Source organism: Mesorhizobium sp. P160187 (assembly GCF_057766425.1).
The window spans coordinates 957,546-981,129 of record NZ_JBYMDX010000003.1 but is presented as its reverse complement, the minus strand read 5'-3'; the positions used below and the strand labels follow the sequence as shown (position 1 = coordinate 981,129).

13 protein-coding genes are annotated in these 23,584 nt (G+C 64.2%); 3 read left to right on the top strand and 10 right to left on the bottom strand.

The genetic code is table 11. The features are described from left to right. Positions 1 to 81: 81 nt before the first annotated feature. Positions 82 to 12,303, bottom strand: coding sequence for an inverse autotransporter beta domain-containing protein (locus tag AC3CCE_RS08035; RefSeq protein ID WP_352624974.1), 12,222 nt, complete (start codon positions 12,301 to 12,303; stop codon positions 82 to 84). Between the two features lie 271 nt (positions 12,304 to 12,574). On the opposite strand from AC3CCE_RS08035, the gene AC3CCE_RS08030 reads away from it, so the two are divergent. Beyond that, the gene (locus tag AC3CCE_RS08030; protein WP_488377124.1) at positions 12,575 to 13,114 is read left to right on the top strand and encodes an invasion associated locus B family protein; all 540 of its coding nucleotides are present in this window, start codon (positions 12,575 to 12,577) and stop codon (positions 13,112 to 13,114) included. Positions 13,115 to 13,169: 55 nt separating this feature from the next. On the opposite strand, the gene AC3CCE_RS08025 is transcribed toward AC3CCE_RS08030, so the two are convergent. The 9 genes from AC3CCE_RS08025 to AC3CCE_RS07985 all read right to left on the bottom strand — a co-directional run bounded on the left by AC3CCE_RS08025 (position 13,170) and on the right by AC3CCE_RS07985 (position 21,110). After that, positions 13,170 to 14,678: an aldehyde dehydrogenase family protein gene (locus AC3CCE_RS08025; RefSeq protein ID WP_352624970.1), complete on the bottom strand. Its 1,509-nt coding sequence runs from the start codon at positions 14,676 to 14,678 to the stop codon at positions 13,170 to 13,172. A 20-nt stretch (positions 14,679 to 14,698) separates the two neighbouring features. Beyond that, positions 14,699 to 15,043: a cupin domain-containing protein gene (locus AC3CCE_RS08020; RefSeq protein WP_023737483.1), complete on the bottom strand. Its 345-nt coding sequence runs from the start codon at positions 15,041 to 15,043 to the stop codon at positions 14,699 to 14,701. Positions 15,044 to 15,066: 23 nt separating this feature from the next. Further along, entirely contained in the window at positions 15,067 to 15,408 is a 342-nt protein-coding gene (locus tag AC3CCE_RS08015) for a cupin domain-containing protein (protein ID WP_352459775.1), read from the bottom strand. Between the two features lie 21 nt (positions 15,409 to 15,429). Further along, positions 15,430 to 15,780 carry a cupin domain-containing protein gene (locus AC3CCE_RS08010; protein ID WP_352624968.1) on the bottom strand — a complete coding sequence of 117 codons (351 nt, stop codon included), beginning with the start codon at positions 15,778 to 15,780 and terminating at the stop codon, positions 15,430 to 15,432. Then, complete coding sequence (locus AC3CCE_RS08005; protein ID WP_352624966.1) at positions 15,777 to 17,051, bottom strand: glycosyltransferase; 1,275 nt, start codon at positions 17,049 to 17,051, stop codon at positions 15,777 to 15,779. The genes AC3CCE_RS08010 and AC3CCE_RS08005 overlap by 4 nt, the downstream gene beginning before the upstream one ends. A 9-nt stretch (positions 17,052 to 17,060) precedes the next feature. Then, positions 17,061 to 18,134, bottom strand: a complete 1,074-nt coding sequence (locus tag AC3CCE_RS08000) for an ABC transporter ATP-binding protein (protein WP_352624964.1) — start codon at positions 18,132 to 18,134, stop codon at positions 17,061 to 17,063. Next, the gene (locus tag AC3CCE_RS07995; RefSeq protein WP_023672946.1) at positions 18,131 to 18,922 is read right to left on the bottom strand and encodes an ABC transporter permease; all 792 of its coding nucleotides are present in this window, start codon (positions 18,920 to 18,922) and stop codon (positions 18,131 to 18,133) included. Before AC3CCE_RS07995 ends, AC3CCE_RS08000 begins: the two co-directional genes overlap by 4 nt. A gap of 186 nt (positions 18,923 to 19,108) precedes the next feature. Beyond that, positions 19,109 to 19,951: an ABC transporter permease gene (locus AC3CCE_RS07990; protein WP_352624988.1), complete on the bottom strand. Its 843-nt coding sequence runs from the start codon at positions 19,949 to 19,951 to the stop codon at positions 19,109 to 19,111. A gap of 94 nt (positions 19,952 to 20,045) precedes the next feature. Beyond that, positions 20,046 to 21,110 carry a polyamine ABC transporter substrate-binding protein gene (locus tag AC3CCE_RS07985; protein WP_352624962.1) on the bottom strand — a complete coding sequence of 355 codons (1,065 nt, stop codon included), beginning with the start codon at positions 21,108 to 21,110 and terminating at the stop codon, positions 20,046 to 20,048. 235 nt (positions 21,111 to 21,345) lie between these two features. Here AC3CCE_RS07985 and AC3CCE_RS07980 point away from each other — a divergent pair, with 235 nt between their 5' ends. Continuing rightward, positions 21,346 to 22,284 (top strand): GntR family transcriptional regulator, encoded by a 939-nt coding sequence (locus tag AC3CCE_RS07980; RefSeq protein WP_023698838.1) that lies wholly within the window; start codon positions 21,346 to 21,348, stop codon positions 22,282 to 22,284. A gap of 10 nt (positions 22,285 to 22,294) precedes the next feature. After that, complete coding sequence (locus tag AC3CCE_RS07975) at positions 22,295 to 23,578, top strand: glycosyltransferase (RefSeq protein ID WP_352624960.1); 1,284 nt, start codon at positions 22,295 to 22,297, stop codon at positions 23,576 to 23,578. Positions 23,579 to 23,584 lie beyond the last annotated feature (6 nt).

The following is a 23,584-nucleotide window of genomic DNA, read 5'->3' as shown; positions in this document are numbered from 1 at the left end:
TTGTATTATGCCTAAGTAAGACAACAAGTCGATATCAAATTCATAAAATATATTTCCTAGGACGAAATCCAAGGTTGCTGACTACGGTGTCGCGGCAGGCAGCAGTGGCAGCGGCTGGTTGAAGAACGTCCGGGTGTCCGTCAGTGCCGTTGCCCCGCCATTGACGGTTTCGATACCGGCCTCGCTCGCCTGCGGTACGTTGATCGTGCCGTCGGCGCCGCCGAGGCCGTCCGCGAGGAAGCGGATGGCATTGGCGTTGTTGACGTTGGTGATGGTGTTGGCATGAACGTCGGCATTGATGATAGCGCCGGCAAATGTGGCGGTGACCGTGATGCCGCGGCTGTCGGCATTGTCGCGAATGGTGTTGTTGGTGACCGTCGCGTGCACGGTGCCCGGCTGCACGAGCTGCGTGATCGAGACGCTGTCGCCACCGCTTATGCCGTTGACGCCGATGCTCTGGATAATGTTGTTGTCGATCAGCACCTTGGCGACGCCGAGGCTTTCATGCCCAACCCTGATGCCGTTGCCGGTTCGCGATCCCGAGGTTGCTACGCCTTGCGTACCGATGACGTTGTTGGCGATTGTGCCGTCAAGCGTCCGTGCGAGGTCGCCGCTGCTGAACACGTTGATGGCCGTCGAGTCGCTGTTGGTGACGGTGTTGTTCCGGACGGTGAAATTCAGATTGCCGCCCGTGCCGGCGCCGGAATTGCTGCTCTGGGTGAGGTTGATGCCGTTGTTCAGATTGTTGAATAGATTTCCCGTGGTCTCGCCGATGTGAGCGTTGACGGTGCCGTCATTGGCAATGACGAACAGACCGGTTCCAGGGATGACTCCCGGTCCGGGATAGGCGTTGTTGCCGGTGAAGGTTGCGCCGTCGACGGTCAGCGTCATCGTCGGCGCGCCGGCGACACCGGCGCCGTCCGCCTCGAAGATGAAGTCGCTGCCGGCATTGTTTGAGGCGCCGTTGTTAGAGAACGTACCGCCGCTCACCACAAGGTTCGTCAACGTGCCGCCGGAATTGATGACTTGCACATTGTGGGTGAAAGAGTTCGAGACAGTAAGGTTGGTGAACGCGGTGACGTGCGAGGCGTTGCCGGTAAGTTCGTTGAACAGGATTCCGGACTCGGTGTTGGCATCGGCATTGCTGTTCAGGGTCAGACCGTTGAGCACCACACCGTTGACGCGCAGGCCCTTTATGCCGTTGCCCGCATTGTCGCTGATGATCATGTTGCTCAAGCTGACATCCTGAGTGTCGGTCAGGCTGACGCCATCGCCGGTCGAGTTCTGGATCGTGCCGCCGCTGCCCCCCGTCGCGCCGGTGCCGGTCACCACCAGATTGCCGCTGGTGCCGGTGTTGTTGAGCACGATGCCGTTGGCTGCACCATTGGACGCAATGCTCCTGAACGTCACGTCGCCGGCGCCGATCGTCGTGTTGGCGACATTAAGCGCCGTGCCCGTGCCGGACGCGATGGTGTTGCCGGTGCCCTGCACCGTCACCGTGCCGCCGCCGGTGGCATTGAAACCGGCGCCGCTGGTGGTGGCGATGACCAGCCCGCCATTGGTGAAGTTGATCGTCGCACCGGTATTGTCGCTCAGGCTGACGCCAGCCGCCGTGGCCGAGGTGATCGACTTCAACGCGCCGGAGAAGGTGATGATGCCGGCGACATTGTCGTCCAGCAGGATGCCGATCTGGCCCGCCGCATTATGCGTGATGTTGCCCGACAGGGTGATGTTGCCGGCGGTCAGGGCGCGATCCTGGATGTTGACTGCCTGGCCGGTGCTGCCGCTGGTGATCGCGCCGGCATAGGTGAAGGCCGCCGTGCCGCCGCTGTTGGCGGTGCCTAGGCCATCGCCGATACGGATCACGGCGCTTGTTCCGCCCACCAGCGCGCCGGTGCCGAGATCGATCGCTCCGGGACCGGTGACGGTATCGAGGATGACCGCGCTGGTGCCGCCGGCGCCCTTGTTTGTGGAAGCGAAGGTCACGCCGCCCGCCGCGATGGCAACGCTGTCAAGGTTGACCGCGACGCCGCTGCCGGTCGAAATCGTGTTGCCCGAGCCGATAACGGTCACGGTGCCAGTGCCGTTGCTCGTGGCGTTGAAGCCGGTGCCGGAGGTGGTGGTAATGGCCAGGCCGCCGCCGGTGAAGTTGATCGCCGTGCCGGCATTCGCCGTCAAATCGACGGCGTTGCTGGCGCCCGTGGTCAGTGTCTTGGTGGCTCCGGAGAAGTTGATCGTGCCGCCGGTGTTGGCGTTGACGAGGATGCCGTTGGCCACGCCGCCGGTGGCGCTGAGAGTTCCCGACAGCGTCATGGTGCCGGCGGTGCGGGTGGAGATGCTGACGACGTTTCCGGCCGTGGTCTTGGTGACCGAGCCGGCATAGCTGATGTTGGCCGAACCGCCGGTGACCAGGAAGGCGGCGCCGGTCGCGCCGCCGAGCGCACCGGAGCCGAGGCTGACAGTGCCGGCGCCGGCGACATTGGTCAGCGACACGTTGTTGGTGCCGCCGGTCGAATTGGTCGAGGTGAAATTGATGCCGGTGGTGGTGGCGATGCCGTTGAGGTTGACCGCCTGCGCGGAAGTGGAGCTCACCGTGCCGGTCGTCACATTGACCGTGCCGCCATTGATGGCGCTGAATCCGGTGGTGCCGTTGGTGACGATATCGAGGTTTGCGAAGCTGACGGTCGAGGCCGTGGCGCCGTTGTTGATTGCGACTGCGGTGCCGGTCATCGGCGTCGTGGTGCCGAGATCGACCGTACCGGTGAAGCTCACCGTATTGGCCGCCGTCGCGCCGGAAATGCTGATGCCGCTCGCAGCGCCGTTGGCGATCACCGAGCCGGCGAAGGTGAAGCTGCCGCCAGCGCGGGTCGAGATCGTCGCCGCCGCGCCCGACGTGCTGATGATGGAGCTGGCGCCGTCGAAGCTGATCACCGCGTTGCCGCCGGTCACCGAAAGGCCGCTGCCGCCCGATATTTGGACATTGGTGCCGCTGATCGTGCCTTGCGGACCCGACGCGCCGCCGAAGGCGATGCCGGTTCCGGTCGCCGCGGTGGTGATGTTGACGTTGGTCAGCGTCGTCGTGCCGACGGTGTTGTCGAGCCTGAAGGCAATGCCGGTGGCGCCGGTGCTGGTGACGTTGGTGATGGTGGTGTTGGACGCGTTCAGCCACACATCGCTGGCGTTGCCGGAGAAGGTAACGTTGTTGATCGTCGTGCTGTTTGACGGCGTGATCTCGATACCCTGCGTGGCAAAATTGCTGATAGTCATGTTGCTGATGACGGTATTCGCAGCGCCAGCGCCATTGTCCTTGATGCCGCGCGCGGCACCCGCCGGGCTGCCATTCAGGATGAAGCCGTCGATGATGTTGCCGCCGGCGCCGAGCGTGATGACATTGTTGCCGGCACTCGTGGTCAGCGTCGCGGCGCCGTTGGGCGTCTGGTCGATGATCGAGATGTTGTTGCTGGCGAGCTGGATGGTGGAGGGCACCGTCAGCGCCAGGTTGATGTTGCCGTTGCCGAAGCCGCGCACCTGCTCGCCGATGGCGAGCGCCAGCGTATCGTTGCCATTGCTGCCTGCCGCGGTGATGACGCCGCCATCGTTGACGAGGACGAGAATGTCCGTCGAGACTGCTGCCGCTTCGGCGGTGGTCAGCGTCGCCAGATTGTTCTGGTCGCGGCCGCTGCCGTCGCCGGTCGCGGAAGCGCCGACGAAATAGACCTTGCCGACACCGAAGCCCAAGCCCGGGGTCGACTGGAAGTTCACGTCCTGGAAGTTGTAGGTGCCAGCAACCGGCGCACTGGAGGCGTCGATGCCTACATTGGCGCCGATGGTCGAAAGCTGGTCGGTCGCCGATTCGCCGTCGCCATAGGTGAAAGCGAGGTTGGTGGCGCTGTTGAGGAACACGCCGGTGTTGACCCCGGCTATGCTCGAACTGGCGCCGCCGACCACGGCATCACCGAGGCGCACCGTCTGGCCGCCGATGGCGCCGCGCAGGTCGACGCCTATCGAGGTGCCGGCGGCGGCGGCATTGGTGACATCGAAGTCATTGGCCGTCACCGCCGCATTGATGGTGGCACCGTTGAGGTCGAAGGCCACGCCCGTGGTGCTGTTCAGGCCGATGTCGAGATCGTTGAAGGACAGCGCCGCGCCAAGCGTGCCGGAAACATCGACACCACGCGTGGTGATGCCTTGCAGGTTGACCGTGCCGAGAATGATGGCGCCGCCGCCGGACGAGGCGATATTGGTCAGCGAGATGCCGGTTGCGGCGGCAGTGGCCGAGACACTGTCGAAATTCATGCCCGCAGCGCCAATCGTAACGCCATTGAGGTTCAACGCGGTGCCGCCGGCCGTCGTGGTGATGCTGTTGTCGCTGAGGAGCGCGCCGACGCTGACCGTGCCACCGCCGCTGGCGTTGAAGCCCGTGCCGGAGGTGGTGGTGATCACCAGGCCACCCGTATCGAAGTTGATCGTCGCGCCGGTGTTGGTCGTCAAGTCGACCGCCGTATTGGCGCCAGTGGTCAGCGTCTTTGTGCCACCGCTGAGAGTGATGGTCCCGCCGGAGTTGCCGTGGACATAAACACCATTGTCGAAACCGCCGGTGGCGCTGAGCGCGCCGGACAGCGTGACCGTGCCGCCGGTGACGCCGGAGATGTCGACGATCTTGCCGGCGGTGGTCTTGGTGACCGTGCCGCCATAGCTGACGGTCGCAGCACCGCCGGTGACCAGGAATGCGACGCCCGAAGCGCCGCTCAATGCGCCGGATCCGAGGCTGACTGTTCCGGTGACATTGGCCAGGCCAACATTGTTGGTGCCGCCGCCCGACGAGGTCGAGTCGAGCGCAATGCTGGCGGCGACGCCGGAGAGGCTGATCGCCTGGCCGAGGGTCGAGTTTACCGTCTCGGCACCGCCGGTGGCGGTGATGCCCATCGTGCCGCCGGTGCCCACGATGGCCGTGCCGGTCGTGGTGTCGATGGTCACACCGCCGGTGAAGCTTGTCGTGCCGCCGCTCTGCGACAGGCCGACGCCGCTCGTCGTATCGATGTTGGCGAGGCCGGTGACGTTGACCGTGCCTGATACCACATGGATGCCGCCGCCGGCCGTGGCGGTGTTGTTGACCGTCACCGCGCCGAAGGTGAACGTGCCGGTGTTGGCGCCGGTGCCGTCTATGCCGAAGCTGCTGGTGCCGGTGATGCTGGTCGCGCCGGAGACATTCACCGCCCCGGTGACGCCGTTGAGGATGATGCCGCTTGTGCCGCCGCTCGAGGTGATGCTGTCGAAATTGACGCCGCCGGCGCCGAGTGTGCCTTGCAGCGACAGCGCGGTCTGGCCCGTGGCGTTGATCGTCGTCGAGCCGGCATTCGCGACGGTCAGGACATTCAGCCCCGAGAGGCTGAGGCCAGTGGCGAGGGACGTCGTGATGTCGAGGCCGCCATTGAAATTGACGGCGCCGCCGGCGGTGCCGCCCGAAATCGAGACGCCATTGCCGCCGGTGATGGCCACCTGGTCGGTGAAGGTCACCGCGCCGCCGGTGCGGTTGGCGATGTTGATGCCGCCACCGGTCAGCGTTCCGGCCGGCCCGCCATTGGGCAGGAAGCCGCGCGACACCGAGATGGTGCCGGTGCCGCCGATTGCATTGAGCAGTGAGCCGGCAACGTTGATGTTGTTGTTGATGACCGACAGATTGCCATTGAGGCCGGTAACCTGGATGGCGGTCTGGCCCGCCGCGACATTCGAGATCGTCACGCCTTCGATGGTGATGCCGCTGGCATTGCTGAAGCCGACCGCGCTCTGGTCGATCAGGAAGGCAGCACCGGCCGCGCTGCTGAAGTCGAATGCGGTGTGGCGCACGGCATTGTCGCCGAGCAGCTGCATCAGGTTCGTCGTTCCGCTGACGACGGCCTCGTCGCCGGTGATGTTGCCGCCGGTGGCGCCGAGATTGCCCTGGACGTTGGCCGGCTGGATCGTGCCGGTCGAAACCACATTGCTGTTGCCGAAGCCGGTGATCGTCTGGCCGGAATCGAGCGTGAAGGCGGTGGCGCCGAGATTGATCGTGCCGACGAAGGCGAAGTTCTGCGTGCCGGTCAGCGCATCGGCGGCGGCGAGCGAAATGGTGTTGACGCCCATGCTGAGATTGCCGGTCGTGCCGGCGGCGATGAAGCCGCCCGACTGCGAGACCAGCGTGATCGAACCGGGCGCGGTGGCGAGGTTGGCGCTGCCGGTGAAGAACACGTCGTCGAAATCGTAGTTGCCGAGCGTCGGATCGAGACCGACCGTGTTGACGGTGAAGCCGCCGGCGGCGGCGACGATGAAGGATTCCAGCCCGTCGGTCGAATCGCCGTCGCCGAAGGTGAAGTTGGCATTGGCGGAGGTCGCCGTGGTCTGGCCGGACGACAATTCGACGCCGATGCCGACATTGTCGATCTTGGAACCCTGCAGGAAGGTGATGACCTTGTTGCCGGTGGTCGACGACAGGTCGATGCCGCGCGAGGTCAGGTCGCCCAGGCCGGTGATCGTCGTCAGGCCGAAATCGGCCGTCGTTGAGGAGCCGCTGAAGTCGATGCCGTTCTGATTGGCGCCGACATCGTCGATGGTGGTCGTGCCGAAGCTGACATCGTTGTTGGTGCCGGCGAAGTTGATGCCGGCAGTGCCGCTCGTGGTGCCCAGCGTGACCTGGGTCGTGCCGAAGGTCACCGGGCCGGCATTGCCGACAATGTTGATGCCGATGCCGCCGGCGCCCGTCACGGTCACCGCCCCGAAGGTTGCCGATGCGGTGCTCGCGACACCGGAGACGGACAGGCCGGTGCCCAAGGCATTGGTGATCGATAGCGGGGTGGTAACATTCAACGTTGCGGTGCCGATCAGGCCACCGACCACCGCGCCGCCGCCACCGCTCGCCGACAGGGTCGGGCCGGTGAAGCTGAACGCACCGCCTGCCGGGGGCAATGTCGAGCCGATGGCGAACAGATTTCCGGTGCCGGTCGACGTGACGCTGCCGCTGAACTGGGCCGAGCCGCCGATAGTGCCGTCGATCTTGACCGCCGTGCCTGGTGCTGTTGCCGAGCTGGAGACGTTGGCCGAGACCGTGATCGCGGCGCTGCCGCCAAAAACCACTACGCCGTTGCCGGTGCCGGAATTGGTGATGGTGCCGCCGATGTTGATCGTGCCGGTGTTGTTGGTCAGGCTGACGTCGTCGCCCGAAACCAGCGTCGTCACCAGATTGTTGACATTGACCGTCGCGGCGCTGCCTTGCACCACGAAGCCGGGGCCACCGCCAACAACCGTGTCGATCGTCGTCGTGCCATTGAAGGTAACGGCGTTGGCCACGTTGGTGAGGCGGATGGCGTCGCCATTGACGCGATTGATGTCGACAGCGCCGAAGGTGACGCTGCCGCCGCTGGTGTTTTCGATGAGGATGCCGGTCTGCACGGCGCCGCCTGAGCCGTCGACGGTGACGCTGTCGAAAATGACGCCGCCTGCGCCGATGGTCAAACCGCCGGCGCCACCGAGATGGATGCCGTTTTCGACAGGGCCGAGCCCAGATGCGGTCGTGTTAGTGCCGGTGACGGTGAGCGTGCCGCCATTGATTGCGCTGAAGGCAAGGCCGCCATCGGTGGTGAGGTCGAGCCCGCCGGTGAAATTGATCGTGCCGCCGGCATTGCCGGTCAGGTCGATGGCGTTGGCCGCGCCGGTGCTGGCGGTGATTTGGCCGTCGAAGGTGGCCGAGCCGCCGGTCATGCCGCTGATCATGACCGCGCTCGCGGCACTCGTCTGATTGATGGTGCCGTTGTAGGTGAGGTTAGGCGTTGCTCCAAGAATGCTGAGCGCCGTGCCCGTCGTGCCGGCGATCGAACTCGCATTGTCGAAGGTCAGCGTGCCCGTGGAACCGCCCGTGACGCTGACGCCGATACCGGCGCCGGTGATGTCCAAATTGTTGAAGGTGCCGGTGCCGCCGAAGTTGCTGGCCAGCAGGCCAGTGCCGCTGACGCCGCCCATCGTCGTGTTGGTGATGTTGATCGCACCCGTTGCGCCGGTCAGGTCGATGCCGGTTACGGCGCTGCTGATCGTCACCCCGGTGATGGTGGCCGCGTTTACATTCGATCCGTTGATCGCCGAGCCCAAACCCGCATTGCTGACGCTGAGGTCGGCGACGCGGTTGCCGTTGGCGAGATCGATGGTGCTGCCGGCCGAGTTGTTGAGGGTGGCGGCGCCATTGCCGAACGGATCGACCTGGGTGCCCGAAGTAACCACCTCGGCGCCGGTGACGTTGGCCGGCGGCCCGCCGAGAGCGACGGTGTTGCCGTTGGCGAAGGAGACGATCTGCTGGCCGTCGGCAAGCGTGAAGCCGTCGGCATCGGTGTTGATGGTTCCAGCGCCGCTGTTGACAAGGACGAAGATGGTGTTGGCGTCGGTCGTCAGACCGTCGGCGGCGTCGGCGTTGATAAGGTCGCCAACGCTCGCGCCGGAGCCGGTCCCGGTGTTTGCTGCGCCGACGAAGATGACGTTGGCAGTGTCGAACAGCTGCGGGCCGACCAAATGGGTGGCATTGAAAGCATAGGTGCCGTTGCCGGCCAGCAGGCCGCGCATGTCGAGCGAGGCGGTGGTCCCGGTGATCGATGCGCCGCCGGCGGCACCGAACGAGAAGGTGGTGTTGGCGCTGGTCCCGGCCGCGCCGTGCGTGCCCATCTGGACGCCGGTGCCGGCGGAAATGACGCCGGTGCCGATCGTCACCGAGCCGCCGGTGGTGCCGGAAAGGTCGATGCCGGTCGAAGTGCCGGCGCCGGTGATGTCGAGCGAGGTGGCGGTGAAGGTCGACTGGCTGCCCGACAGGTCGAGCCCGGTCTTGCCGGGCGGCAGGCCGGTGATGTCGATGTTGGCGAAGCTGATCGTGCCGTTCGTACCGAAAATGTCGATCGCGTTTTGGCCCGGCTGGTCGATCGCGACATCGCCGAAAGTGATGGCACCGGAATTGGCAGCCAGTATGATACCAGAGCCAGAAGGAGCGGTGACCGTGACATTGCCGCCAAAGCCTACCGTTGCCGAGCTATTCTGGATGACAATGCCGTTTGCGACGTTCGAAATCGTCGTCGAGCCGGAGATATCGAAGCTGCCGGTGACGTTCGTGAGGCCGACACCGGTCCCGCCACTAATCTGGTTGAGGCTGGTCAGCGTGACATCGAGCCCAATCTGGGATGCGCTGAATCCGTTGCCGCCATTGCCGGAGATCGTTCCGCCAGTGGTCGTCAGCTTGCCGGCGCCCGTCGATGTGGCGTCGACGCCACTGCCGCCATTGACCTTGGCGTCAAGCGTCTCGAAGCCGTAGGTACCGTTGCCGTTGATCAACAGGCCGTCGGTGCCGTTGTTCGACAGCGTCGTCGTGCCGTTGAACGAATAGGTTCCGTCGCCCTGGATCGACAAGCCGGCGCCGCCATTGTTGGTCGAGCTGAGGTTGGTGGCGGTAACGGTATTGGTGCCGTCGAACAGCAAGCCGTTCAGGTCGGCGCCGCTGACGGCCAGGCCCGTCATTGTGACATTGCTGACGGCGCTGCCGTGAACCGCGTTGCCGCCACCGGTATTGGACAGGTTGAAGTCGAGCAGCGAGGTATTGTTGGCGAGCGTCACCGTGTCGCCGGCACCGCTATTGGTCAGCGTGGCTGCGCCGCCGGCGTCGGAGACGGTGCTGCTGTGCACGACATTGTCGCCCGTCACATTGATCGGGATGCCGCCGAGCGAGAACGTGCGGCCGTTGCCGAACGAAGCCAGCGTCTGGCCGGCGCTCAGCGAGAAGGCGTCCGCATCGTCTATGTCCGTGCCGCGATTGACCAGCACGAAGATGGCGGTGCCGTCGGCATTGGCATCGGCCGTCGCGACCGTCGCCAGGTCGAGCAGCGAGGATCCGGTGCCCGAACCGGTCGCGGTCGCGCCGACGAAAATCACATTCTGCTGGTCGAACAGCTGCGGGCCGCTGAAGGTCGTCGAGCCGAAAGCATAGAGCCCGAGCGTCTGGTTGAGCCCCCGCGCGTCGAGGGAGGCGGTGATGCCGGCAATCGAGCCGCCGCCGAAACTGAATTGGGCATTGGCCGAATTGGCCGGCGAGCCGGAAATGCCGAAGCGCACGCCGGTGTCGACATTGGCGATCGCGCCGCCATCGGTGATGACGATCGTTGCCCCGCCCGCGCTCGGGGAAGATAGATCGACGCCGATCGAGCCGGCGGCGCCTGTGCCAGTGATGTTGAGCGACTGCGCGGTGAAATTCGTCTGGCTGCCGGAGAAATCGAGGCCGACGCCGGAGCCGAGGCCAGCAATGACGATGTTGCCGGCAATTATTGATGTGTTGGCGCCCGCAAACACCATGCCGTCGGTGCCGGGATTGGTGATGTTGATGTCGCCGAAGCGGATCGCGGCCGGCGAATCCGTGATCGCGATGGCCGGTCCGGTCGTGTTCGAGATCGTCGTCGCGCCGTTGACGGTGAGGCTGCCCGAAAGATTCTCGAGCACGACGCCCGATGTGCCGCCGGTCTGGGTGATCGAATCCAGCACGATATGGGCGGTGATCGGATCGATGAAGACACCGACGCCGTCGTCGCCGAGCGCCTTGTTGCCCGACACCTGGCCGCCGGTGATGGTGATCGAGCCGGCGACCCCGGTGCCCTTAACGGTAATGCCGGCATCGTTGTTGTCGAGCGCGTTGAGGGTGGCGAAAGTGTAGGTGCCGTGGCCGGTTATATCCAGGCCGTCGTCGCCATTGCCCTGCAGCAGCGTCGTGCCGGTGAAGTTATAGGTGCCGTCGCCTTCGATATGCAGTCCGTCGAGACCGTTGCCGGTCGCGGTGAAGTTCGAACCATTGACGCCGGTCGAGGTGCCGGTGAAGTCGGCGCCGTGGCCGCCGGTGCCGGTGACCGTGACGTTGGTCAGCGTGGCGCCGGCGATGTTGTTGCCGAAGATGCCGTCCTTGCCGCCGGTGATGGTGATACCGCTCAGCGTGTTGCCATTGGCGAGCGTCAGGACGTTGTTGGCAGGGTTGGTGCCCTGGATGGTGCCGTTGGAGCCGCCGAAATTGTAGGTGCCGATGCTGCCGTCGGCGACCCGCGCCTGGACACCGCCGCCACCGCCGATAACGGTCTGCCCGTTGGCGAGCGTCACGCCGGCTGTCGTAATGTTGCCCTTGCCGCCTAGCGCGACGACGACGCCGTTAGCGCCGGCGCCGGCGACTGCATTGTCGAGCGTGGTCGGGTCGCCGATCGTGCCGAGGCCGAGCGCGTCGTTGTCACCATCGGCGAAGAAGAACTGGCCGAATGCCGTGTTGGTGGCGGCATTGATCGCCACCCGCGTCGACGTGCCGGTAACTTTGTCCTGGCTCTCGATGCGAACGCCGATGTCGCCGCGTACGCGCTCGTTGACGCGTTTGCGCAGGCCGGGGCTGACCGGATAGACCAGCTCGGCGCCGTCATCGGCCGAAGACGAGCCCTTGTCGAAAGCGTTGAGCGGCACTGTCAGCCGGATGCTGCCGGCGAACTGGGTGTCATCGCGGTTGTCGTTGCGCACCTCGCCGGTGAAGGCCAGCGACGTGCCTTTGCCGATGACGTCGCCGATCGAATATTCCAGGCCGGCCTTGGCGCCGGTGATGCTGCCGTCGTCGCCGTCGGGATCGCCGAAATGGTAGGCGCCGACATCGAAACGCAGTGAATGGTTCTCGGGCAGGTTGAGCGGCACCTGAACGCCGACCTCGCCCTCGATGCCCCAGGCCGCGTAATCGCGGTGGGCGATGGCCGATATCTGCTCGATCAGCTGATGCCCGACCAGCGACAGGCTCGACTCTTGCCCGGCCGTGCTGCGGTCGCCGCTGATCGGCAGATAGACGTTTACGTGCGCATCGTATTTTGAGGTGATGGCCTCGAGGCCGAGCGTCGAGGCGACGAACTGGTGACTGTCCTGGTTCTGGATGTTGAGATAGGCGTAGCCGCCGATCATCAGATCCGGATTGACGATGCGGCGAACGCCGAGGCCGACGTCCTGGCCGAAGCCGTCGTCGAAATCGTATTTCGAGCGCACATCGAGAAAGAGAACGGATTCGAGGTTCTGCTTCAGCGGCAGGAAACCCTCGATCGCCGTGTTGCCGCCATTGTTGTTGGCGCCGATGATGGCGCGGACCTGCGGCTGCCACAGTCCGGTGTCGCCGGCATGGGCGGCTATGCCGGAAAGGGCAAGTGCCAGAGTGGACAGCGCAGTCGTCTTCCAGAGATGCCTGGAAAAACCTGACCGGCGATACTTGGTATTCGCCCGGAACCTTCTTCCGTGCGTCGCCATGTCATTGATCTGCCGAGTTTTCTCGGTCGTCTCCATCCCTTGCGAACCTCAACGAGTACACGCTCCGTCGATAATATTATCCGAATCCCAGTGTATAGCGAGCATGATTGTTTGCTTTACACATACAAGATTTCAAAGTTGTTTATTGTGGTAATCCAGCAACAGTAATTTAGCCGGCGCTGATGTACCGTATTGGCTTCCCCGCCAGGGCTCGGCTGTTGTATCAACGCGCTCGGCGAAACCCTGACACGACGAGGATCGGGTGGCTTCATTGCTGAGAATCGTTTGTGGGCGGGCCGCCTGGGTCGGCGCGCTATGGCTGGTCGTGTCGGCAGGGTCGGTGCTTGCCGAAGAGCCGAAGCCAACCAAATCTGCCGAGACAAAGCCTGCAGAAGGCAATCCGTGGGCGCTAAACTGCGCCAGCGGATCGGCCGGCACCGAGCTTCAATGCCAGGTCTCCCAAAACCTTACCGAGGCCAAGACGGGGCAGCGCGTTCTTACCGTTACGGTTCGCCGTGACAATGGCAATGGCAACCTCGCGATGCTGCTAGCCTTGCCGCACGGGCTGTTCCTGCCTTCCGGCGCCTCGTACCAGATCGACCAGGGGCAGAAGACGACCATTGCCATCCAGACCAGCGACCAGAACGGCGCCTATGCCGCGACCCCTTTGTCGGCGGACCTCGTCAAGGCGATGAAATCGGGAACCAACCTGAACATCGGCATGGAGTCGGTGACGCGCAAGCCGGTGACCATTCCGGTCTCGCTTGCCGGATTCACTGCCGTGATCGACAAGCTTCAAGCGTTGAAATAGCCGGCCTATCTCGGCAGATGCGTAAGCATCAGCTTACGTTTTGGACTGGCCGGGCTCACACGTGCTTGCGGCCGCCTGTCTCGCGGAACCAGCTGTCGGGGTAGGGGTACCACCAGTCCTGGATCGCCGGTCTGTGGTCGATGATGACCATCTTGGAGCGTCGGAAGGCGTCGAGTCCCTGGCGTCCCAGCTCGCGGCCAAGGCCTGATGCCTTCCAGCCGCCGAAGGGCAGGGCGTCATTGTCGATCAGCGGGTTGTTGACCCAGACCATGCCGACCTCGAGCCGCTCGGCCGCCTCATGCGCCTCGGCGAGGTCGGTGGTGAAGACCGAGGCGCCGAGCCCGAACGGGCTGTCATTGGCAAGCCGGATCGCTTCGTCGAAATCCTTTACGCGGCAGATCGCTGCGACCGGCCCGAAACACTCTTCGCGCACGATCGCCATATCGGGTGTAACCCCGGTCAGGATCGTTGGCTCGTAGAACCAGCCATTGTTGTGCGCCGGCGGAATGCGCCCGCCGGCAACGGCTATAGCGCCGTTGCTGATAGCATCATCGACCAGCCGCATCACTTTCGCCCGGGCGGCTTCGCTGACCAGCGGGCCGATCTCGGTCTTGTCCATGCCATTGCCGATGCGCAGCGCCCGCGTCTTCTCGGCGAACAGCTCGACGAAGCGATCGTGAACCGAGTCGACGACAAAGAAGCGTTCGGCCGAGGTGCAGACCTGGCCGGTCAGGTGGAAGGCGGCGGTGACGCTGCCGGCTGCCGCCACGTCGAGCGGCGCGTGCTCGCTGATGATCAGCGGATCGCTGCCGCCGGCTTCGATGACGCAAGGCTTCATGCGCTCGGCGCAGGCGACTGCCACGGCTTTGCCGGCGGCGACCGAGCCGGTGAAGGCGACAGCGTGGGTGCGCTCGGAGGCGATCAGCGCCTGCGCGGTGGCGGCCGTGCCAGGCAGGCAGGCGACCAGCCCTTCCGGCAGTGAACGGAACACCGTCATGTAGTCCAGCGTCGACAGCGTCGTCGCTTCGGCCGGCTTGATGACGCAGCCATTGCCGGCGGCAAGCGAGGCCGCAACGGTCCAGCACATCAGCAGGATCGGGAAGTTGTAAGGCATGATGTGCACGGAGACGCCATACGGCTCGTAGCGCGCATACTGGAACGACCCGGCCTGCGTCGTACCGGCGATCTTGCCGGCGTCGTCGCGCGCCATCTCGGCATAGTAGCGGAAGATCGGCGCGCAATTGGCGATCTCGCCGATTGCTTCGGGATAAGGCTTGCCCATCTCGCGCACCATCAGCTCTGCGCAGCGGGTGAAGTCCGCCGCCTCGATGGCGTTGGCGACCGCATGCAGATGCTTTGCCCGGCTCTTGGCATCGAGCTTCTTCCAGGCGGCTTGTGCCGTGGTTGCGGCGGTGAGCACGGCGTCGATCTCGCCGTCGCTGGCCGCGGCGATCGCGCCGACCGTGTCCAGCGTCGCCGGATCGATCACCGGTTTTGCCGTGCCGGTCATCGGCAGGTAGTCCGGATTGACGAAGAAAGCCGGCCGTTCAGCGGAGAATTGCATCGTCGTCCTTTCAGGTCCGCTCAGCGGATCATGTAGACCTTCTTGATGGTCTCATGGACGGTGCAGACGCCTTTCCAATTCTGAGGAAAGAACGCCGCCGTGTCCGGCTCGATCTGGATGACCTCGCCCGATTCGTGCACATAGGTGCAGCGGCCCTCGAGGAAGTGGCAGAACTCGTCGCGGGTGACATGGCAGTGCCATTTGCCGGGAGTGCAGACCCACAGGCCGCATTCCGAACGGCCCTCCGGCCCCTTGTAGAGCAGCTTGCCCGAGGTGTGGGACTCGCCCTCGATCATGGTCGGGATGACGCCCCAGTCGACGAGGTCGGTGATGGCAAGCGGGGATTGCATGATGGGCGTGGTCATGGCGATTTCCTTGAAAAAAGTGCTCAGCGGCACATGAAGGCCTTGGTCAGTGTTTGCGTGATGGTGGAGGTGCCGGCCCAGCCGGCGGGGAAGAACACCAGCATGCCGGCCTCGACCGGGATCTCTTCGCCATTCTCGCGGACATAGGTCCCGCGGCCCGACAGGAAATGGCAGAACTCGTCGGCGGCAAAGGTGACCTTGCGGCTACCCGGCGTGCACGACCACAGGCCGCATTCGCTCGATCCGTCCAGGTTCTGTGACAGGATCCTGCCCGAGGCACGCGGTGCACCGGCAAGCGTGTTGCTGCCGGCGCCCCAGCCCTCCAGTTTCACGGTCGAGGCCTTTGGCCAGGGCGGTGTCGGCATATTGCGAAGCTCCGTTGCTGTTCAAGCCAGCATGTAGACGTTGCGCATGGCCTCATGCACGGTGCACTCGCCTGTCCAGCCGGCAGGGAACATGACCACGGTCCCGGCTGCGACTTCTATCACCTCACCGACATCCGACCGGTACGTCGCGCGGCCGGTGACGAAATGGCACAATTCGTCGCGCGGAATCGAGAGCCGCCAGCGGCCGGGCGTGCACACCCAGATGCCGGATTCCGGCTGGTTGTTGGGTCCTTTGTGGACAAGCCTGCCGGTCGAGTGCGACGCGCCGTCCAGCGCGTCGGACTGGGCGCCCCAGTCGACGAGGTCGGTGCGGGTGGAGGCTTGGTAAAGGTGCGGAGCGGAGGAGGTCACAGCAACTTCTCCAGCAACCCTGCGGCCTTTTCCGGCCCGTTCTGTGCCCGCATCTGCGACGAGGTCTTCGCCAGCTTGGCCTTCATCTTCGGGTCGGTCAGGCAAGCCTCGATCCTGCTGACCAGCTGGGCGTCGCTCCAGTCGTAGCGCGGCATGCTGAAGCCGTGGCCGGTTTCCTGGACGCGGGTGGCGTTGTCGTGACCGTCCCAGACATAGGGCATGATGATGGCCGGCTTGCCGAAATAGAGGCACTCGGTGAACGAGTTGTTGCCGCCATGGTGGATTACGGCATCGACCTGCGGGATGACTGAAGGCTGCGGGAACCAGCTCTCGACGATGACGTTGTCCGGCACATCCGTGTACATTTCCTTGTAGCCGCCGACATTGACCAGCGCGCGGTAACGGGTCTTGCCCAGTGTTGTGATGATGCGCTTCAACAAATCGACATCGCCGGCGCCGAGGCTGCCGAAGGAGACATAGAGCAGCGGCCCGTCATTGTTCTCGGCGAAGGTCGGCACGGTATAGGGCTTTTCCTGCCGCACGCAGCCTTCCAGATACTGGAACTTTGCCGGGTCGAGCGGATGGCGGCGCTTGAACTTTGCCGCTTCGGGATAGAGCAGCAGATTGAGATAGGGCGAGGCCTCGAAGAACTGGCCGACCGGGTAGGGCGCTTCATTGTTTGCGGTGAGGAAGGCGTTGAAGTCGTCGTGGATCGGCTTGATCACCGCGTTGAAATGATCGCGGTAGCGCTGGTGGCCGACATGGTCGTTCTCGCCGCAGCCCGAGAGATGCGGCGGGATGTCCTCATCCTCGATCTCGTTTTCCGAGCAGGAGATGACGCGCACCCAAGGCTTGCCGAACTGTTTGATGGCCGGAAACAGGATGACATTGTCGACGCAAATGACATCAGGCTTGATGGCGGCCAGGACTCGCGGCAAATCCTTCTGCGCCCATTTGGCGCTGTCGACAATCGCGGTCCAGCAATCCTTCACGTAATTGTCGACCTGATCGTAGGGCGATTTGCGGAAGTTCGGGATGTGGCCGTTGATGAAGTCTTCCCAGAATTTCGCCATCTGCTCGGGCGGCATCGGCTCCGACAGGTTCACCGGATGCGCTTCGAAGCCGTAACCCTTGTAGACATCGACAAAGCCGGGGTCGGACAGGAACACTGCCTTATGGCCGCGCGCCTCGACGGCTTGCGCGATGCCGACCGAATTGAGCGCCGGGCCGTAGGCCGCTTCGGGAAAAAACGCGATCGTCTTCTGCGCCATCAAGCTCTCCTATTCCTGAAAAATTCTGACATCGGCGGCGTCCCAGCCGAGTTCGACCTGATCGCCCGACGAGACCGGCCGGCGGTCGGCGGCATCGGCGGTGACGCGCACCAGAAATGGCTTTGGCGACAGGGGCGTGCGGACATGCAGCTGCAGGTCGAGCCCGTGATAGGCCAGCGCCTCAATCGTGCCGGCGGTGCGGTTGGCGGTCTCGGCTGACGGGAACAGCCGGATGCGCTCGGGTCGCACCGAAGCGACAGCGGAAGCGCCGGGTGTGAGCTTGGCGGGAACCTTGCCGGTGATGCGCGCGCCGTTCGCGGCGATCACGCCATCCGCGGACACCTTGCCCGGTACGAAATTCATCACGCCGATGAAGTCGGCGACGAAACGGTCGGTGGGATGCTCGTAGATCGCGTGCGGCGTGTCGCATTGCAGCAGCTGGCCGTCCTTGAGCACCGCCATGCGGTCGGCCATGACGAGTGACTCTTCCTGGTCGTGGGTGACGATGACGAAGGTGATGCCGACTTCGTGCTGCAGGCGCTTCAGCTCCATCTGCATGGCGCCGCGCAGTTTCTTGTCCAGCGCGCCCAGCGGTTCGTCGAGCAGCAGCAACCGAGGCCGTTTGACCAGCGCGCGGGCGAGCGCGACGCGCTGCTTCTGGCCACCCGACAATTGCTCAGGCTTACGGTCGGCGAAGGGGACAAGCTCGGTGGTGGCCAGAATGGCCTCGACGCGGGAACGGATTTCAGCTTTCGGCAAGCGCTCCATCTCCAGCCCGTAGGAGACATTGGCGCGCACGCTCATATGCGGGAACAGCGCGTAGGACTGGAACATCAGATTGACCGGCCGCTTGTTGGGCGGGGTCCGGGCGATGTCTTTGCCATCGAGCAGGATGCGGCCGTCGGTTGGCGTCTCGAAGCCGGCCAGCATGCGCAGCAGCGTGGTCTTGCCGCAGCCGGAGGGTCCAAGCAGCGCGAAGAACTCGTTTTCGCGGATGTCGAGCGAGATGCCGTCGACGGCGGTGACCCGGCCGAACTTCTTCGAAACGTTATCAATGGCCAGCAGCGTGCGCGGTTCGCTCATTGGCCGATGATCCCACGGTTGAGCCGCTGCGACAGGGTCAGCGCGGTGATGGATACCGCCATGACGATGGTCGCCAGCGCGTTGATCTCCGGCGTGATGCCGAAGCGGATCATGGCGTAGATCTGCATCGGCAGCGTCGTCGAGGCGCGGCCGGCACCGGCGGTGAAGAAGGCGATGATGAACTCGTCGACCGAGAGCGTGAAGGCAAGCAGAGCGCCGGCGATCACTGCCGGCGCGATGACCGGCAATGTCACACGCCGGAAGGTGGTCAGAGCCGAGGCGCCGAGGTCGGCGGAGGCCTCGACGATCGACCAGTCGAAACTCTTTAGCCTTGCGCGCACCACCGAGCAGACGAAGGCGAGGTTGAAGACGACATGGGCGAGGATGATGGTATGCAGGCCCATGGTCAGGTTTAGCATGGAGAAGAACGACAGCAGAGCGATCGCCAGGACGATGTCGGGGATGATCATCGGTGCGAAGATCAGCGCCTCGAGACCCCTGCCGTATTGCCGGCGCATCTCGATGCCGATGGCCAGCAGCGTGCCGAGCAGCGTGGCGATGGCCGTGGAGACCAACGCCACGATCAGCGTGTTGAGCGCAGCGGAAAGGATGGCGGAGTTGCCGGCCAGCGAGGCATACCATTTCAGCGAAAAGCCCGACCATGCCGTCGGCAATCCGCCTTCGTTGAAGGACAGCGCCACCAGCACGGCGATCGGGATGTAGAGGAAGGCGAAGACGAGGGTGAGGATCGTCCGCATGCCGAGCGTACGGGTGAAGGAATGGGTCATCGCCGGCCTCCGACAATTGGAAGGCAAGCGAACGACCAGAGTCCTTCTCCCTGTTCACGGGTAGAAGATACCGGCAGGCAGATGAGGGGCAGCGCTGAGCGTCGCAAAGGTTGACGCCGCCCCTCATCCGCCCCTTCGGGGCACCTTCTCCCGGTGAACGGGGAGAAGGCAAGAATTGCGCAGCGCTCAGCCACCGGCGTCACCCTTTGCCTCAGCCGCACGCCCCGCGGCGCGGTCGGCGGCGAGCGCCTGCGCCATCAGCACCAGAAGCATGATGGCGATCAGCGCCATCGCCAATGCCGCGCCAAACGGCCAGTCATTGGCGGTCAGGAACTGGTCGTAGACGAGGTTGCCGATCATCTGGAAGCGGCCGCCGCCAAGCAGCGCCGGGGTGACGAAATTGCCGATCGACAGCACGAAGACGAAGACGGCGCCCGCAGCGATGCCGGGCACGGTCAGCGGCAGGATGACACGTCGGAAGGTGGTGGCGGCCGAAGCGCCGAGATCGCGCGATGCTTCGGCCAGTTCCGGGTTGAGGCGCGACAGCGGCGCGTAGCAGGCGAGGATGACGAAGGGCAGATAGTTGTAGACGAGGCCTGCGATGACCGAGCCTTCGGTATAGAGCATCGAGGGCGGTTCGCCGGTGTAGCCGAACCAGCGCAGCAACTGGGTGATGAGGCCTTCGCGGTTGAGCAGCACGATCCAGGCATAGGTGCGGATCAGATAATTGGACCAGAACGGCAGCACGGCGAAGAACAGGAACACCGGCTGCCACCGGCGTGGTGCGGCGGCAATTGCATAGGCCGCGGCATAGCCGATCACGACTGCGATGAGCGTCGCGGTACCGGCGATACGTGCTGAGTTGAGGAAGATGCCGGCATAGAGCGGGTCGAAGACCAGCCCGAAATTCCCCATCGTGAAGGTGTAGTCGATGCCGCCATAGATGCCGCGCCGGAAGAAGGCGAGCGCCAGCACCAGCGCGCATGGCACCACCATCAGCGCGGTCAGCCAGACCAGCGCCGGAGCCATCAGCAAGGAGGAGCGAAGTCGGGTCTGGGACAATTTCTCGGGTACCGCTCAGGGCCGGCGGCAGAAGTGCTGCCGGCCGTGAAGTCTGCGCCGCTTACTGCGCGGCCTTGATCTCGCTGACGATCTTGGAATAGTCGCGCTGCGCCTCGCCGACATCACGCAACTGCTCGAATTTGACGAGATCGGCCACCGGCATCGCCATGTTGGGGAATTTGGCCAGGAAGTCGGCCGGCAGGCTTTCCATCGCCGGCTTGTTCGGCACCTTGTAGTCGATGTTCTGCGCCGCCCAGGCGTGGTTCTTGGCGTCGAGCATGAAGTTGATGAACTTGAAGGCGTCGTCCTTGTGCTCGGACGCCTTCATCACCACCATTGTGTCGACCCACAGGTCCGAACCTTCTTTGGCGATGACGTATTTGATCTCCGGTTTGTCGGCGATGCCGTAATTGCACCAGCCGTCCCAAGCCTGCACCATCAGCGCCTCGCCGGAAACCAGCTTCGAGTAGAAGGTGGTGTCGTCATAGGCGAGCAGCGTCTTCTTGGCCGAGATCAGCAGGTCCTTGACCTCGGCCATCTTGGCCGGGTCGGTCTCGTTGACCGAATAGCCCTTGTCGAGCTGCCCGGCGGCCAGCAGCCAGCGGTCGGTCGCCAGCATGGTGGTCTTGCCCTTCATCTCGTCGGAAGGGGCGAGCAGGTCGCTCCAGCTCGTGGGCGCCGTCTTGACAAGGTCAGAGCGGTAGCAGAGGCCCGTCGTGCCCCAGGTGTAAGGCACGGAGAAAGCGTTGCCGACATCGTGCGGCAGCTTGGTCGCTTCGGGATAGAGGTTGGCGAGGTTGGGGATCTTGGCATGGTCGATCGGCTCGGTCAGGCCAAGCTTGTTCAATACTTCGGCGAAGGGCGAGGAGACGAAGACCACGTCATAGCCCTTGCCGCCGGCGGCAATCAGCTTGCCCATGATCTCTTCATTGGTGGCGTGCACCACCACTTCGCCGGCAACGCCGGTGGCGGTCTTGAAAGCGGCCATGGCGTCGGGTGCCATGTACCCATCCCAGTTCGAAATAACGAGGTCGGCTGCGGCGGCCGGCACCGAGAGCGTCAGGCCGAGACCGAGAGCGATTGAGGATGTATTGAGCGCACGGCGCCGCAGGCTGGTAGCGGTCATGGCAGTCTCCCATTCGGTTTGATCGTCGAAATCATTTGCCGGACCAAGGCCGGCGACGCGCGCGCCTGCCTCGATCCTGTTCCCTCGGTCTTTTCTCGCCGATTGTGCCGACAGTACTATTGCAGAAAAAAGTACGTCAATCCATAATCTGTCAACCGACGGAGGAATTTGGCCGATTGTCCCTGTTACGGCGATCAGCCAGACCAATGCGCCACATTCGCATTCGAGAAAAGTCATGCAAGCCGTAGCCAGACGACCTCGCACCAACCATCTCGATCTGGCGCAGCGCATCCTGGATGTGGCGCGGCAGCGTGGCTTCGAGCCTGGCGCCCGCCTGCCCGAACAGCAGATCGCCTCGCTGTGCAATGTCTCGCGCACGCCCGTACGCGCCGCACTCGGCCTGCTCGCGGAACGGGGCGTGGTGCGCTGGGAGGCCGACAGCGGTTATCATCTGACGGTCGACCTCGCCGCCCAGCCCGCCATTGCCGCCGAACTACCCAGTGCGGAGGAAGACGAGCTCGCCGAAGCCATCCTGCGCGACCGCTCGGCGCGACGGTTGGACCAGACGGTGACCATCGCGGGGCTGATGCGACGCTACGACGCTGATCGCAAGACGGTACTAAAAGCACTTAACAAACTGACCGACGAGAATCTTCTGGATCGTGCGCCTGGGCAATCCTGGTTGTTTCGCCGCGCGCCGGACGATCCGGAGGCGCAAGGCGAAAGCTACGAGTTCCGCCTGGTGCTGGAGCCGGCGGCCATCCTGACGCCAGGCTTTCGGCTGGACGGGGCGCGGGCAGCAATGTTGCGGCAAGGCATGGAAGCGCTTGCAGCGTTGCCGGACGAGACATTCGACACGCGCGAGTTCCAGCGGCTGGACATGGATTTTCATGGCATGATCGCCGAGGGCTGCGCCAACCGTTTTGTGTCGGATGCATTGGCCGATCATCTCCGCCTGCGCCGGCTGCCGGGCATCTATTCCGGCGTCAACGTGTTTCGGCTGCGGCAATCGTTGCGCGAACACTCGGGCATACTCGACTATCTTGAAAGCCGGCAGTATGAGGTGGCTGCCGATCTGCTTCGCATCCACCTGCGGCTCTCCCGCAGCCAGCGACCGCAAGCAGCCAGCCGCGGAGCTCCCGCACTGTTCAGCATGATCAGCCGGCCGGATTGAAGAGGAATAATTGACGCGTAAAGCCAGCCCGACCATCGCGCTGTTTCCCGAAGCCAGTTTCGGCGCCGCGTTGAATTGCGTCGGTATCGCACAGGCATTGCGCGCACGGGGCGCTCGCCCCGTCTTCATCTGCCATGCCGGCTTCTCCGGCGTCTTTACCGACTATGGCTTCCAGGAATGCCATCTGCCGACGGATGAGCCGCTGAGCGACAGCGACCGCCAGAGCTATTGGCAGGCCTTCGTGCGCCGGCACCTGCCGCATTTCCGGCTGAGCCCGATCGACCAGCTCGAGACCTATGTCGCGCCGACCTGGCAAGCGATCGTCGACACCGCCGTCAACGCCGAGGCGCCGCTGCGCCAATTGCTGGCGCGGCTGAAGCCGGACGCGGTGGTGCTCGACAACGTCATCATGTTCCCGGCGATCGCCGCCGCCGGCTGCCCGTGGGTGCGCGTCGTCTCCTGTGCCGAGACGGAACTGCCGGATGCCGAGGTGCCGCCCTATCTCTCGGGGATGGGTGCCGACGACCCGCAACGTGCGGCGTTCGAAGCGCGCTATCTCGCGGCCTCCGCACCCGCGCATGAGCGCTTCAACCGTTTTCGTGCGGATGCCGGCTTGGCGCCGTTGCCCAAGGGCCTGTTCCTCGAGACATCACCCGACCTCAATCTGCTGCTGACGCCAGCGATCGTACGGCGTGAGCGGGCCGAGCCGCTCGACCCCAAACGCTTTGTCTATCTCGAAGGCTGCGTGCGTTCGGAAGGGCCATTCGAGGTGCCGGTGTTTCCGCGCAATGGCGGCCCGCTGGTCTATGTCAGCTTCGGCAGCCTCGGCGCGATGGATGTCGGGCTGATCGAGCGCATGCTCGCCGTCTTCGACAGGCTGCCGGCGCGCTTCATCGTCAATGCCGGCGGCCTGCGCGACGCCTATCGCGCGGTGCCGGACAATGTCTATCTCGACGCCTGGTTTCCGCAGCCTTCGGTGGTGGCGAAGTCGGACCTGTTCATCCACCATGGCGGCAACAACAGCTTTTGCGAGGCGCTGCGCTTCGGCGTGCCGTCGCTGATCATGCCCTATTGCTGGGACGGTCACGACAATGCGCAACGCGCGGGAGAGACAGGTGTCGGCGACCATATCGGCCGCGACGCCTGGACCGAAGGGGGATTGGAGAGAGCCATTCTCGGCCTGCTGGCCGACGATGCGATGCGCGCCCGCCTCAGGGACAATGCTGCCAAGATGGCGCTGACCCCTGGAACGGATGTGGCCGCGCAAGCCATACTCTCTCTCATAGGTACGTGAACCAAA